We start from the raw sequence: 14,284 nt of genomic DNA, 5'->3' as shown, positions 1-14,284 counted from the left end.
CCGGCACCTCGCCGTGTCGATGGTCCACTCGCTCGCTCATCGTCGTACCCCTCCGGTCGTCGGGACGGGACTCCCCGCCGGTGTCAGGCCGAGCGCGACCAGCTCGTCGCGGGCGAAGGCCAGCTCGGCGGCGATGCCGGCGGCCAGCTCCGCGTCGGTGCGCGGCCGGCGCGCCGCCGGCAGCACCCCCCACGTGTACGTCTCGACGTCGAGGTGGTCGCAGCCGGCGGCGGGACCGGCGAACAGCTCGGCCAGCGCGGTACGCAGCACCGGCACGGTCGAGGTCAGCGGTGGTTCGGGCGGGGCGTGCAACGGCACGTGGTAGTGCACCCGCCACGGCCCCGGCGGCCGCCCGGCCAGCGCGCCGTCCAGGTCGTCGGCGGCGTACGCCGGGTCGGCCGGGTCGGCGGCGTGGGCGGTGCCGGCGGCCCGGGTCTGGTGCAGGAAGCGAGGCTCCACCCAGCGGGCCAGCGCGTCGGCGGCGGTCGGCGGGTGCGCGGCCTCCAGGGCGGCGGAGACCTGCACCTTGACCACCGGGATCCCGGCGGCGCGCAGCCGGGCCAGCGCCTCGGCCGGCTCCTCCCAGGCGCAGGCGAGGTGTGCCAGGTCCAGGCAGACGCCGAGCCGGTCGGTGTCCACGCCGGCCAGTGCGGTGACCGCCTGGCCGGTGCGCTCGACCACGCAGCCCGGCTCCGGCTCGAAGCCGACCCGCACCGGGCGCCCGGTGTCCCGTTCGATCGCGGCGAGCCCGGCCGCGAGGTCGTCCAGCCGGCGGCGGGCGGCGTCGGCGCGGGCGGTGTCCCAGGGCTGCCGCCAGGCCAGCGGCAGGGTGGAGACCGAGCCCCGGGCGGCGTCGTCGGGGAGCAGGTCGGCCAGGATCAGGGCCAGGTCGAGGGTGTAGCGCAGCCGGGCGTCGGTGGTCCAGTCCGGCCGGTAGACCGCGCCCTTGACCACGGGCGCCTGGAAGGCCGCGTACGGGAAGCCGTTGAGGGTGACCACCTCCAGCCCCCGACGGGTCAGCTCGGCGCGCAGCCGGCGCCGGGCGGCCGGGTCGGCGGCCAGCTCGGCGGCGACCGGCGCGGCCAGCCAGAGGCCGAGCCCGAGCAGGTCGGCGCCGAGCGCCTCGCGCACCGGCTCGGCGTGGGTCTGCAGTTGGGCGAGGATGCCGACGGCGTCCTCGGCGGGGTGCACATTGGTGCAGTAGCCGAGGTGGACGGTGCTGCCGTCGGCGTGCCGCAGCCGCATCAGTCGCCGCCGCGCAGGATCGAGTTGCCGGCGAAGGTTCCGGCCGAGACGGCGTCCAGGTCGGTCAGGTCGAGCCGGCCGGACTGCCCGTAGAACTCCACCGGGTTGCGCCAGAGCACCCGGTCGACGTCGTCGTCGGTGAACCCGGCCAGCAGCATCGCCTCGCCGGTGGCCCGGGTCAGCAGCGGGTCCGAGCGCCCCCAGTCGGCGGCGGAGTTGACCAGCACCCGGTCCGGGCCGTACGCCCGCAGCAGCTCCACCATCCGGGGCGGGGACATCTTGGTGTCCGGGTAGATGGAGAAGCCCAGCCAGCAGCCGGTGTCCCGGACCAGCTTGACGGTGACCTCGTTGAGGTGGTCCAGCACCACCCGGCCGGGGTCGATGCCGGACTCGGCGACCACCGCGAGGCTGCGCTCGACGCCCCGGGCCTTGTCCCGGTGCGGGGTGTGCACCAGCGCCGGCAGGTCGTGCGCCACGGCCAGGGCCAGCTGGGCGGCGAACGCCTCGTCCTCCTGCGGGGTCATCGAGTCGTAGCCGATCTCGCCGACCGCCACCACGGTGTCCTTCTCCAGGTAGCGCGGAAGCAGGTCGAGCACCGGCCGGCAGCGCGAGTCGTTGGCCTCCTTCGGGTTGAGCGCGACGGTGGCGTGGTGCCGGACGCCGAACTGCCCGGCCCGGAACGGCTCCCAGCCGATCAGCGAGTCGAAGTAGTCGGCGAAGGAGGCGGGGCTGGTGCGGGGCTGCCCCAGCCAGAACGCCGGCTCCACCACCGCGCGGACCCCGGCGGCGGCCATCCGCTCGTAGTCGTCGGTGGTCCGCGACGTCATGTGGATGTGCGGGTCGAAGATGCGCATTCACGCCTCCCTGATGGTGAGCCGGTCGAGCAGGTCGGTGGCGTCGGCGGGCAGCTCCCGGCCGGCGGCGTGGCGCTCCGCGGCGAGTGCGGCGAGCATCGCGGCCAGCTCGCCGTCGGCGCGGCGCTCCAGGTCTGCCACGCCGGCCAGCGGCACGCCGGCGAAGACACACTTGAGCACCGCCTGCCGCCAGGACGCCGGGTCCAGGTGCCGGGCGTACGGGCCGAGGGCGGCGGCCACCAGCCGGGTGTCGTTGGTGCGGATCGCGTCGTGCAGCAGCGGCACCCCGGCCGCGCCGACGGGCAGCAGCGGCAGGGCCTTGAGCACGGCCCGCTTCTCGGCGGCGTCGCCGTGCCGGTACAGCGCCTCGGCGTGCGTGGCGTGGTCGGCGGGCAGCGCGGTGAGCAGCAGCGCGCGGGCCGCCTCGTCGGCGGTCCAGCCGGGCGCGCCGGCCAGGTCACTCCGGCCGCAGTGCCGGCCGGCGGCCGGGAAGAACCGCGCGATCGTCGCGGGTTCGGCCGCGACGCGGCGCAGCGCCGCCGCCAGCCAGTCGGGATCGGGTACGCCCTCGAGCGCGGCCCGCAGTCGATCCGGTGTCATCCGTCTCTCCTCCCTCGTGCTGCTGCTCTCTGGCCGCCCGTCGTGCCACCGGGCGGGTGCCTCACCCCGTCCTTTGCTCTGCTTCACCCCCGGCAACGGCCGGTGTCCGGATATCGGACGTCCGGCGTTGCGTCCGCGGCAGCAGAGCAAAGGGCGCGTCCGGGTGGTCCGTGCTCGGTCCGGCGGCGCGTAGAAAGTCCAGCGACCGGGCTGCGACGGTGGGTGCGGCGTGCGAGTGCCGGGGCAGCTCCACCGCCACCAGCCCCCGGTAGCCGGCATCGGCGAGGGCGCGCAGCACCGGCGGGAAGTCGATCTCACCGGCGCCGAACTCCAGGTGTTCGTGCACGCCCCGACGCATGTCGTCGATCTGCACGTTGACCAGGTGCGCGGCCACCTCGTGGACGCACTCGGGCACCGGGCGCGGCTCCAGGCAGCGGCAGTGTCCGATGTCGAGGGTGATGCCGAAGCGGGCCGGGTCGCCGAGGGCCTGCCGGAGCCGCCGCCAGCCGGCGATGTCCTCGACGAGCATCCCGGGTTCCGGCTCGAAGCCGAGGGCCACCCCGGCGCGGTCCGCGGCGTCGAGCACGGCCGCGCAGCCCGCGACCAGCCGGTCCCAGGCGACGGCCGGCGGTACGGCGTCCGGGCGTACGCCGGCCCAGCAGGAGACCGCCTCCGCGCCGAGGTCGGCGCCGATCCGGACCGCCCGCGTCAGGAAGTCGATCCGGCGGGCCGGTTCGTCGTGCAGCAGCGTCGGCGCGTGCTTGTGCCAGGGGTCGAGCAGGTAGCGGGCCCCGGTCTCGACGACCACGGCGAGGCCGAGCGAGTCCAGTCGGCGGGCCACCTCGTCGACCCGGCGGGCCAGCCCGGGCGCGAACGGGTCCAGGTGGCCGTGGTCGAGGGTGAGCGCGACGCCCTGGTAGCCCAGCTCGGCGATGACCGCGAGGGCGTCCTCCAACCGGTGGTTGGCGAAGCCGTTGGTCCCGTAGCCGAACCGCGGCCCCGCCCCGGCCGGGTGCTCCCGGCCGACCGGGTCAGGGGTCGGCCGCGGGGCCGGCGGGTGGGGTCGCGGGGTGGTCATGTCGGCGAGACCTTGCGGGCCAGCCGGCGGCCCAGCGGCGCGGCGGCCGCCACCGCCAGGCCGAGCAGGCCGGCACCGGCCCGGGCGGTGAGCGCGCCCTGCAACGCCGGCAGCCCGGTGATCCCGGCGCCGACCGCGGCGCGCACCCGGCCGGCGGACGGGTCGGCCGCCACCCGGGCCTGCGCCCCGCCGTACCGGGCGGCGTACCAGCCGGCCAGCGCGACGGGCAGCGCGGCGGCAGGGCGGGCGGCGGGGGCCGTGGACGGGCGGGCGGCGACGATCGCGACCAGGGCGGTGCCGGCGAGGGTACGCAGCGGCAGCGAGGTGTCCGCGCCGGCCACCTCGCGCCGGGAGAGCACGGTGACGGTGACGGTGTGCGCGGCGACGGTGAGCGCCGCCGGCAGCGCCCGGACCGGCCGCCCACCCGTCGCGCCGAGCAGCACGTCCAACCCCCGGCAGGCGGCCATCACGGCCGGGCCGGCGGCGGTGTTCTTCGCCGCCAGGTCGTACCCCCAGATCGTCGCGGCGAGCGGGATCGCGACGGCGGCGGCCCGGCGGCCGCCCGTGACGGCGGCCAGGCCTAAACCGGCGGCGGTGAGGCCGGCGGCGAGACCGAACGCGGTCGCGGGCGAGACCCGGCCGCTGGGGATCGGCCGCTCGGGGCGTTCGACGGCGTCCAGCCGGCGGTCGGCCCAGTCGTTGGCGGCCATCCCGGCCCAGTACAGCAGCACCGACGCGCCGGCCAGCCCGGCGGTACGCGGACCGAGCGCCCCGGCCGCGGCGGCGCCGGCGACCACGTCGCCCGGTACGGAGAGCGCGGCCGGCGCCCGGACCAGCTCGGCCAGGTCGCCCAGCGCGCTCACGCCGTCGCCTCCCTTCGGTCGGCGACGCCATGAGGCTCCACCGCGCTGCGCTGAATGATTCGCTCGCTGCGCTCGCTCATGCCGCGGCCCCGGCGTGCAGCCGCCCGGTGAACTCGACCAGCCGCTGCCACTGCTCGCCCAGCGAATGGGTGGGTGAGCCGAGCGGGTCCTTGAAGAAGAACGCCAGGTCGGTCAGCGGGCCGACCCGGCCGGCGGCGTGCGCGGCGGCGGTGAGCCGGGCCAGGTCGAGCACGAGCGGGGCGGCGAGCGCGGAGTCACAGCCGTGCCAGCTGAACTCCATCCGCATGCCGGTGCCGAGGAAGCCGGTGAAGGTGATCAGGTCCCAGGCGGTCTTGAAGTCGCCCAGCTCCTCGACGTACTCGATGCGGGTGCCGCCCTGTGGCAGGTAGCCGAGGGTCTCGCCGAGGACGCGCTGCTTGCTGCTCACCTTGGCGGCGTTGGCGGCCGGGTCGGCGAGGGTGGCGCCGTCGCCACCGCCGAGCAGGTTGACCCCGGACCAGGAGCGCACGGCCAGGTGCCGCATCGCGAACATCGGCGCGAGCACCGACTTGACCAGGGTCTCCCCGGTCTTGCCGTCGTGCCCGGCGTACGGCAGGCCGCGCGCGACGGCCAACTCGGCCAGCGCCGGCAGCCGCAGCCCGGTGGACGGGGTGAAGGACACGTACGGGCAGCCGGCCTCGACGGCGGCGTACGCGTAGAGCGAGCTGGGCGGCAGCACCTCGTCGGGGCCGGCGAGCGCGGCCCGCAGGGCGGCCGGGTCGGCGTGCCCGGGGTGCGGCCGGGCGGCCGGTTCGGTGGCGGAGACGTCGACCACCACCACCCGGTCCAGTCGGTGCCGCCGGCGGAACGCGGTGAGGTCGGCGACGACGGCGGCGGCCCGGTCGGCCTGGGTGCCGCCGGTGGGGGCCGGTCGCAGGTCCTCCTCGACGGCGGTCAGCTCGGCGGCGAGGGTGGCCGCCAGCCGGCCGGGCAGCACGCCCGCGTCGGCCAGCGTCTCGGCCCGCTTGGTCAGCGGGGTGGTGGCCAGGTCGTGGCCGCCGAAGAACAGGTCGGCGAAGGTGGGCAGGGCCGGCCCGCGCAGCGCGGGCAGTTCGGTGACGCAACCGGTCGGCGCGGTGAGTCCGGCCCGCAGGGCGAGACCGCCGACGATGCTGGTGGTCGCGACCGAGCCGCGCGCCCCCACCAGCCAGACACCCGTACGCATGGTGCTCCTTCCGTCCGGAGGAACCGCCCCTTGCATCTAGCTACATCAATATCAAATGGTTCGCGGGAAAGATACCGGTCCGCCGGGGCCCCGTCCGCCCGGACGTCCGGGGCGGGACCGGGCTGCGGCGGCGACGTCGGCGGCGCGACGCCGGACCCGGTACCCCGCACGGCGTGCGGACGGGGCTGGCAGGCAGGGTCGGTCGGCGTCTCGGCCCTGCCTCCCCGGATCCGGTCGACGGGCGACGGCGCGCCCCGCGACCGGACGTGTGGTGGTGGCGGCCCGGGCCCGGCCGGTGGTGGCCGGGCGTGCTGCGGGTCGCCGGGACGATGGTGGCGGTCCTCCGGTGCGGCCGGGGAATCCCGGTCCGGCCGCACCGGACGACCGTCGTACGCGTGCGCCACCGGCCGTGGTGGCCGGGGCGGCACGCCCTCCGGTGCCGATCCCCTCTCCCGTCCGCGGGGCGCAACCGCGGTCGGGTCCTCGCCGGTCGGCGCCGGAGGTGGCCTGGTCAGACGGCGAGCGCGGCGAGCGCGGGCTCCACCTCCGTCCACCGGGAGCCCAGCTCCGCCGACCGGGTCACCGCGTCCAGCACCAGCTGGACCTGCAACGCGTCGGCGAAGGAGGGCGTCGGGTCGACGCCGGTCGCGACCGCCTCGACGAAGTCGCGCATCTGGTGGGTGAAGGAGTGCTCGTAGCCGATGATGTGCCCCGGCGGCCACCAGGCCGACAGGTACGGATGCTCCGCCTCGGTCACCAGGATGCGGGTGAAGCCCTGCTCGGCCGTGGGCCGGGTGGCGTCGTAGAACTCCAGCTCGTTGAGGCGTTCCAGGTCGAAGGCGACGGTCCCGAGCGACCCGTTGATCTCCACCCGGAGGGCGTTCTTGCGACCGGTGGCGAACCGGCTCGCCTCGTACGTGGCCAGCGCCCCGTCGTCCAGCCGGGCGACGAAGACCGCCGCGTCGTCGACGGTGACCGCGCCGGTGGCCCGGCCGTTGCCGTCGGCCTGCGCGGCCAGGCCGCTCGACCCGCCCGGCAACGGCCGTTCCTTGACGAACGTCTCGGTCACCGCGCTGACCCCGGTGATCCGCTGGCCCGTGACGTACTGGGTCAGGTCGATGATGTGCGCGCCGATGTCACCGAGCGCGCCGGAGCCCGCCCTGTCCTTCTGCAACCGCCACACCAGCGGGAACTGCGGGTCGACGATCCAGTCCTGCAGGTACGCCGCCCGGACGTGCCGCAGCACCCCGAGCCGGCCCTCGGCGACGAGCTGCCGCATCAGGGCGACCGCGGGCACCCGGCGGTAGTTGAACCCGCACATCGACCGTACCCCCGCGGCCCGGGCGGTGGCCGCCGCGGCGGTCATCTCCCGGGCCTCGGCCACCGTGTTGGCCAGCGGCTTCTCGCAGATGACGTGCTTGCCGGCGGCGAGCGCGGCGAGCGCGATCTCGGCGTGGCTGTCCCCGGGCGTGCAGATGTCGACCACGTCGATGTCGTCCGAGGCGACCAGCTCACGCCAGTCGGTGCTGTACGCGTCCCAGCCGAGCCGGTCGGCCGCGGCGGCGACCTTCCCCGCGTCCCGGCCGCAGATCCTCGCCATCCGGACCCGCGCCGGCAGCTCGAACACCCGGTTCACGGTGCGCCACGCCTGCGAGTGCGCGGCGCCCATGAACTCGTAGCCGACCATGCCGACCCGCAGTTCACTGTGCTGTGTGGACAAGGTGGGTCTCCCCCCGTGTGTCAGAACCCGAGCTTGAGGTAGTTGCTCGCGTTCTCCTTGGTGATCGTCTCGGAGGCGAGCACGATCTCCTTGGGCACCTGGAGTTCCACCAGGTCGGACATGCCCTTGCCCTGGCCGATCAGGCGGGCCAGGGAGATGGCCGAGGAGGCCATCGAGGGGCTGTAGGTGACGGTGGCCTTGAGCACCGTGTTGTCGGCCTGGATGTCCTCCATCGCCTTCTTCGAGCCGGCGCCGCCGACCATGAAGAACTCCTTGCGGTTGGCCTGGTTGACCGCCGCGAGAACGCCGATGCCCTGGTCGTCGTCGTGGTTCCAGAGCGCGTCGAGCTTCGGCAGCGCCTGGAACAGGCCGGTGGCGGCCTGCTGACCGGAGTCGGCGGTGAACTCCGCCGGACGCCGGTTGGCCACCCTCAGCCCGTTCGCGGCGAGCGTGTCGGCGAAGCCCTTCGAGCGCTCCTGGGTCAGCTCCAGCGAGTCGATGCCGGGGATCTCGCCGATGACCGGGTTGCTCACGCCCTTGGCCTTGAGCTGCTCGACGATGTAGGTGGCCGCGGCCACCCCCATGCCGTAGTTGTCGCCCTTGATCTGCAGCCGGTAGGCGCGCGCGTCGGGGAAGGCCCGGTCCAGGTTGACCACCGGGATGCCGGCCTTCATCGCCTCCAGGCCGAAGGCGTTGAGTTCCTTGCCGTCGTGCGGCAGCAGCACGATGACGTCGGGCTTCTGCGAGATCAGGGTGGACAGCGCCGCCCGCTGCGCCGCCGCGTCCGCGCCGGCCTCGACGGACTTGAACTCGACGTCCGAGTACGCCTGGGCCTGCGCCTTGGCGTTGTTGGTGATGGCGGCGATCCAGCCGTGGTCGGCGGCCGGGGCGGAGAAGCCGACGACCACCTTCTTGCCCGGGTCGGCGTTGCCGCCGGCCGCGGCGGCCTTGGTCTGCGCGGCGGTGGGCTCGGACTCGTTGCTGGTGCAACCGGCCAGGAGCACGCCGGCGCCGACGGCGGCCCCGCCGAACAGCAACCGGCGGCGGGACAGGTCACGACTGTGCTGGGTCATGACGACCTCCAAAGTGACGTGGTGGAGCGAAAGAGGGTGTGCGGATCCCGGCCACCGTCGTCAGGTGGCCGCCGAGATGCGGTGTGTCGTGGACAGGGCGGCGCGTCACCGCGCCGCGGACGGTCAGGAGGTGGTGGCCCGGTTGCGGCCGAGGAACTGCGTCAGACTGCGGAACTGCACCTGCTGGACCAGGACGGCGCCGACGATGATGCCGCCCTTGACCATGTTCTGGGCCTCGGTGGAGAGGCCGTTGATGGCGAAGAGGTTGGTGATGGTGGAAAAGATCAGCACCCCGAGCAGGGAGCCGACGATGGTGCCCCGGCCACCGCTGAGCAGCGTCCCGCCGATGATGGCGGCGGCGATCGCGTCCAGCTCGTACAGGTTGGCCATGGCGGCCTGGGCGGAGTTGGCCTGCGCGGTCAGCATGATCGCGGCGATGCCGCAGCAGAGGCCGGAGAGCGCGTAGAGCAGCACGGTGTGCCGGCGGACGTTGATGCCGGCCAGTCGGGCCGCCTCCGGGTTGCCGCCGACGGCGACCGTGCGCCGGCCGAAGGTGGTGCGGTTGAGCAGCACCCAGCCCGCCGCGACCACGGCGGCCAGGATGTAGACCAGCAACGGGATGCCGAGCAGTTTGGTGCTGGCGATGTCGTTGATGAAGGTGTTGTTGGAGACCTGGGTCTGCTTGTCGGAGATCTCCGCGGCCAGGCCGCGGGCGGCGACCATCATGGCCAGCGTGGCGATGAACGGCACCAGCCGCCCGTACGAGATCAGCAGGCCGTTGACCAGCCCGACCGCCACGCCCACGGTGAGCGCGCTGAAGATCATGCCGCCGGCGCCGTAGCTCTGGGTGGCGACCGTGGTGGACCAGACCCCGGCCAGCGCGACGATCGCGCCGACGGAGAGGTCGATGCCCCCGCCGATGATGACGAAGGTCATCCCGACGGTCACCACGCCGACCACCGAGGCCAGCTTGAGGATGGTCAGGGTGTTGTTCCACACCCAGTCCGGGTCGGAGTAGAGGTCCGAGCGGGTGGCGGCGCCGATGACGACCAGCACCACCAGCACCGCGATCAGGCCGAGGTTGCGCTTCGCGCCCTCGCCGCCGTCGCCGTGCCACCAGGACAGCCGGCCCGGCCCGGCGGACTTCCCGCCGGCCGCCGCCGTCTCGGCCGGATCGACGGGCGGGGACTGCGCCGGCAGCTCGGCCCGGCTCTCCGGCGTCGCGGTCTCGCTCATGCCGCCACCTCGCTCCGCTGTGTGCGCTCGTTCACGCTGGCGCGCCTTCCATCAGAGACCCCGCCATGACGAGGTCGAGCACGGTGTTCTCGTCCAGTTCGCCGGCCAGCGCCTCGCGCACCATCCGGCCCTCGCGCATGACCAGCACCCGGTCGGCCAGGCCGAGCACCTCGGGCACCTCGCTGGAGACCAGCAGCACCCCGACGCCCTGCGCGGCCAGGTCGCGGATCACCCGGTAGAGCTCGGCCCGGGCGCCCACGTCCACCCCGCGGGTGGGTTCGTCCAGCAGCAGCAGCCGGGTGTCGCCGAGCAGCCAGCGCCCGACCACCACCTTCTGCTGGTTGCCGCCGGAGAGCGTGCGCACCGGGCGGCGCACGTCCCGGGGCCGCAGCTGGAGGCTGTCCGCGATCCGTTCCGCCTCGTCGCGCTCGCGGCCGGCGTCGGTGAACCCGAGTCGGGCGTACCGGCTGAAGGTGGCGAGGGTGACGTTGCGGTGGATCGGCTCGCCGAGCAGCAGCGCCTGGCTCTTGCGCTCCTCGGGCGCCATTCCCAGGCCGGCCCGCACGGCCGCGCCGACGCTGCCCGGGCGCAGCGCCCGACCGTCCACCCGGACCGTGCCGGTGTCGGCGCGGCGGGCGCCGAAGATGGTCTCCAGCAGCTCGGACCGGCCGGAGCCGACCAGGCCGGCGATGCCGACGATCTCGCCGGCCCGCACGGTGAGGGAGACGTCGGCGAACTCCCCGGCCCGGCCGAGCCCGTCGACCCGCAGCAGCTCCGCGCCGGCCTTCGTCGCGACCGGACGGTCCGGGAAGACGTACTCGATGGTGCGGCCGGTCATCTTCGCGACCAGGTCGCGGGTCGGAGTCTCGCGGGCGGGCAGGTTCGCCGCCGTGGTCCGGCCGTCCTTGAGTACGGTGACCCGGTCGCCGATCTCGCGGATCTCCTCCAACCGGTGCGAGATGTAGATGACCGCGATGCCCTGCGCGGTGAGTTCCCGGATGATCCGGAACAGGTTGCCCACCTCGTCGTGGGCCAGCACCGCGCTCGGCTCGTCCATGATGATCAGCCGCGCCTCGTGGGAGAGCGCCCGGGCCATGCTGACCACCTGCTTGCCGGCGGCCGGCAGGGCGCGGACCATCCGGCCCGGCGGGATCTCGCCGTGGCCGAGCCGGCCCAGGATCTCCCGGGTCCGGCGGGCCATCTGCCCGCGCCGGACGAAGCCGAGCCGGCGCGGCTCGTGGCCGAGGAAGGCGTTCTCCGCCACCGAGAGGTCCTCGACCAGGTCGAGTTCCTGGTAGATGGTGGCGATCCCGGCGCGCATGGCGGCCTGCGGGTCGGCGAAGGCGGCGGGCTGGCCGCGCCACTCGACATGTCCCGAGTCCGGCCGGTGCACCCCGGCGAGCACCTTGATCAGGGTGGACTTGCCGGCGCCGTTCTGCCCCAGCAGGCAGTGCACCTCGCCGGCCCGCACCTCCAGCTGCACCCCGTCCAGCGCCCGTACGCCGGGGAAGGTCTTCACCACGTCGGTGAGGCGCAGGACCACCTCGCCCGCGACCGTGTCGGCGGGCGGAGTCACCAGCGGAGCGGTCCCGCCCTCGGGCGCGCTCACCGGGCCACCTCCGTTCGCGACTGCGGGGCTCGCAGACCCGGCTCACTCCTCGCGCTCACCGGAGCGCCTTCCGTTCGCGACTGCGGGGCTCGCAGACCCGGCTCACTCCTCGCGCTCACCGGAGCGCCTTCCGTTCGCGACTGCGGGGCTCGCAGACCCGGCTCACTCCTCGCGCTCACCGGAGCGCCTTCCGTTCGCGACTGCGGGGCTCGCAGACCCGGCTCACTCCTCGCGCTCACCGGAGCGCCTTCCGTTCGCGACTGCGGGGCTCGCAGGCCCGGCTCACTCCTCGCGCTCACGATGCCTCCCCGAAGGCGACGTCGCTCGCCAGCACCGCGGCGCCGGCGACGCCGGCGCGGGGGCCCAGCTCGGACAGGACGACCGGCAGGTTGCCGGTGGCCAGCGGCAGCGACCGGCGGTAGACGACGCTGCGGATCTCGGCGAGCAGGATGTGGCCGAGCTGGGCCAGTCCGCCGCCGATCACGATCATCGAGGGATTGGTGAAGCTGACCAGGCCGGCCAGCACCTGGCCGACCCGTCGGCCGCCGTCGCGGATGAGCTGGATGCAGGTGACGTCGCCCTCGACCGCACCTTCGGCGACGTCCCGGGCGGTGACCACGCCCCGGGCGGCGAGCCGTTCGGCGAGCGCCGGGGAGGTGCCGGCCCGGGCGGCGACGACCGCCTCGCGGGCTAGGGCGGCCCCGCTGAAGACCGCCTCCAGGCAGCCGACGTTGCCGCAGGAGCAGACCGCGCCGTGCGCGTCGACCTGGATGTGGCCGATGTCGCCGGCACAGCCGTCGGTGCCCCGGTAGACCTCGCCGCTGAGGTAGATCCCGCACCCTATGCCGGTGCCGATCTTGACGAACAGGAAGTCGTCGATCGAGTGGGCGACCCCGCCGTGGCGTTCCCCGATCGCCATGATGTTCACGTCGTTGTCCACCACCGCCGGACAGCCGTGTTCGCGGGTGAGCAGCTCACGCACGGGGAACCGGTCCCAGCCGGGCATGATGGGCGGCGAGACGGGCACCCCGTCGCGGAAGCTCACCGGCCCGGGAACGCCCACGCCGACGCCGTCCAGCTTCTCGTACGCGCCGTCCGCCCGGGCCTTGTGCAGCAGCTCATTGACCCGGTGCAGGATCACCTTCGGGCCGGAGCGGATGTCGGCCGGCTCGGCGTACGCGGCAACCGGCTCCAGCCGGCCGTTGACCACCTCGACGTCGATCGAGCTGGCGCCGAGGTCGACGGCGGCGAAGCGCAACCGGGGGTCCAGCTCGACCAGGGTCGAGCGGCGCCCGCCCCGGGAGGCGGCCAGTCCCGCCTCGGCCACCAGCCCGAGCCCGACCAGCCGCTCCAGCTCGGCCAGCAGCCGGGGCCGGGGCATCTGGAGGCGGTCGCCCAGCTCGGCCCGGGAGGCCGGCCCCGCGTCGCGGAGCAGCCGCAACAGCCGTAGGTGCAGGGGTTCTACCGTCCGCACGGGATCCACCTCCGCGTCGGGGTTCACACCGATGTGACGTCGATGTGTTGTGTCCGACACAGTAGGAGCCTTCCGTGCCTCCTGTCCATAGCTTCGGTCAATCCGCCGCCAACTTTTGTCCGTTAGGACAAAAGCTATAAGTGGATCAAGAAAAGGTCGACCCCGTCGCGGGACGCGACGGGGTCGGCCTCGGGCCTCTCGGAGAGGGCTAGCGCTCCCCGGCGGCGTTGCGCTTCTTCTTGAGCTTGCGGTCGTCGCGCAGCTGGACGTAGGGCTCCTCCTCCGGCGAGTGACCGGCCGAGATGGCCCGGCCGCGCTCCAGCTCGGCGTCGAACTCGGCGCCGAGCAGGATGGCGATGTTGCTCAGCCACAGCCAGACCAGGAAGATGATCACGCTGGCCAGCGCGCCGTAGGTCTTGTTGTAGGACGCGAAGTTGCTGACGTACAGGGCGAAGAGGCCGGAGATCACCAGCCAGATCACCACGGCCAGCACGCCGCCCGGGCTGACCCAGCGGAAGCCGCCGTGCCGGGCGTTCGGCGAGGCCCAGTAGAGGATCGCGAACATCAGGCTGACCAGGAGCAGCAGCACCGGCCACTTGGCGATGTTCCACACCGTCACCGCGGTGGAGCCCAACCCGATCGCGCTGCCGACCTGCTCGGCGAGGCCGCCGGTGAAGACCACGATCACCGCGCAGGCCAGCAGCATCACGCCGATCACCGCGGTCACCCCGAGCCGGATCGGCAGGGTCTTCCAGATCGGCCGCCCCTCGGGCACGTCGTAGATGGTGTTCGAGGCGCGCATGAAGGCGGCGATGTAGCCGGAGGCGGACCAGAAGGCCGCGAGCAAACCGACGATCGCGGCGATGCTGGCCAGCCCGCCCGAGGCCCCCGCCTGGTCGATGGCGCCCTCGATGATCTTCCGGATGTTCTCCTCCGGCACCGCCTGGTTGACGGTGTCCTTGACCCCCTCGGTGGCCCGGTCGCCGAGCAGGCCGAGCAGCGAGATCAGCACCAGCAGCCCGGGGAAGATGGAGAGCACCCCGTAGTAGGTCAGCGCGGCCGCCCAGTCGGTGAGGCTGTCGTCCTGGAACTCCTTGACGGTGCGTTTCAACGCCGCCTTCCAGCCGGCGCCGGGCAGCTCCGTCGGGCTCTCCGGCCCAGCGTCGGGACCGACCGGGCGGCTGCTGCGGGTGTCGCGGTCCCCCCGGTCGCCCGGCCGGGCACGGCCGGCCCGGGCGGCGGTGCCCTGGTCGTCGCGGGCGCGCCCGCTGCGGGCGGACGTCTCGTCGGAGGCCATCGGCCCCTCC

General features: G+C 74.3%; 12 protein-coding genes. All 12 read right to left on the bottom strand.

The window, feature by feature from the left end; all coding sequences use genetic code 11:
* Positions 1-36 precede the first annotated feature (36 nt).
* On the bottom strand, positions 37-1,245 hold the full coding sequence (gene eboE / locus GA0074696_RS10080; protein ID WP_088960849.1) for a metabolite traffic protein EboE: 1,209 nt from the start codon (positions 1,243-1,245) through the stop codon (positions 37-39).
* Positions 1,245-2,099 carry a TatD family hydrolase gene (locus tag GA0074696_RS10075; protein WP_088960848.1) on the bottom strand — a complete coding sequence of 285 codons (855 nt, stop codon included), beginning with the start codon at positions 2,097-2,099 and terminating at the stop codon, positions 1,245-1,247. The genes eboE and GA0074696_RS10075 overlap by 1 nt, the downstream gene beginning before the upstream one ends.
* A complete protein-coding gene (locus tag GA0074696_RS10070; RefSeq protein ID WP_088960847.1) occupies positions 2,100-2,699 on the bottom strand; it encodes an EboA domain-containing protein in 600 nt (199 codons plus the stop codon).
* A gap of 61 nt (positions 2,700-2,760) precedes the next feature.
* Positions 2,761-3,777 carry a sugar phosphate isomerase/epimerase family protein gene (locus GA0074696_RS10065; RefSeq protein ID WP_088960846.1) on the bottom strand — a complete coding sequence of 339 codons (1,017 nt, stop codon included), beginning with the start codon at positions 3,775-3,777 and terminating at the stop codon, positions 2,761-2,763.
* Positions 3,774-4,640 carry an SCO3242 family prenyltransferase gene (locus tag GA0074696_RS10060; RefSeq protein WP_088960845.1) on the bottom strand — a complete coding sequence of 289 codons (867 nt, stop codon included), beginning with the start codon at positions 4,638-4,640 and terminating at the stop codon, positions 3,774-3,776. The genes GA0074696_RS10065 and GA0074696_RS10060 overlap by 4 nt, the downstream gene beginning before the upstream one ends.
* A 76-nt stretch (positions 4,641-4,716) precedes the next feature.
* Entirely contained in the window at positions 4,717-5,865 is a 1,149-nt protein-coding gene (locus GA0074696_RS10055; RefSeq protein ID WP_088960844.1) for an inositol-3-phosphate synthase, read from the bottom strand.
* Positions 5,866-6,376: 511 nt separating this feature from the next.
* The gene (locus GA0074696_RS10050; RefSeq protein WP_172894597.1) at positions 6,377-7,552 is read right to left on the bottom strand and encodes a Gfo/Idh/MocA family protein; all 1,176 of its coding nucleotides are present in this window, start codon (positions 7,550-7,552) and stop codon (positions 6,377-6,379) included.
* Positions 7,553-7,605: 53 nt separating this feature from the next.
* Complete coding sequence (locus GA0074696_RS10045) at positions 7,606-8,658, bottom strand: substrate-binding domain-containing protein (RefSeq protein ID WP_088960842.1); 1,053 nt, start codon at positions 8,656-8,658, stop codon at positions 7,606-7,608.
* 123 nt (positions 8,659-8,781) lie between these two features.
* Complete coding sequence (locus GA0074696_RS10040; protein ID WP_088960841.1) at positions 8,782-9,894, bottom strand: ABC transporter permease; 1,113 nt, start codon at positions 9,892-9,894, stop codon at positions 8,782-8,784.
* A 31-nt stretch (positions 9,895-9,925) separates the two neighbouring features.
* The gene (locus GA0074696_RS10035) at positions 9,926-11,437 is read right to left on the bottom strand and encodes a sugar ABC transporter ATP-binding protein (protein WP_172894595.1); all 1,512 of its coding nucleotides are present in this window, start codon (positions 11,435-11,437) and stop codon (positions 9,926-9,928) included.
* Between the two features lie 361 nt (positions 11,438-11,798).
* On the bottom strand, positions 11,799-12,977 hold the full coding sequence (locus tag GA0074696_RS10030; protein ID WP_088964474.1) for an ROK family protein: 1,179 nt from the start codon (positions 12,975-12,977) through the stop codon (positions 11,799-11,801).
* Between the two features lie 208 nt (positions 12,978-13,185).
* The gene (locus GA0074696_RS10025) at positions 13,186-14,274 is read right to left on the bottom strand and encodes a YihY/virulence factor BrkB family protein (protein WP_088960839.1); all 1,089 of its coding nucleotides are present in this window, start codon (positions 14,272-14,274) and stop codon (positions 13,186-13,188) included.
* Positions 14,275-14,284 lie beyond the last annotated feature (10 nt).

The sequence above is a fragment of the Micromonospora purpureochromogenes genome (assembly GCF_900091515.1).
GTDB lineage: Bacteria > Actinomycetota > Actinomycetes > Mycobacteriales > Micromonosporaceae > Micromonospora > Micromonospora purpureochromogenes.
This window is presented reverse-complemented; position numbering and strand designations above follow the sequence as displayed.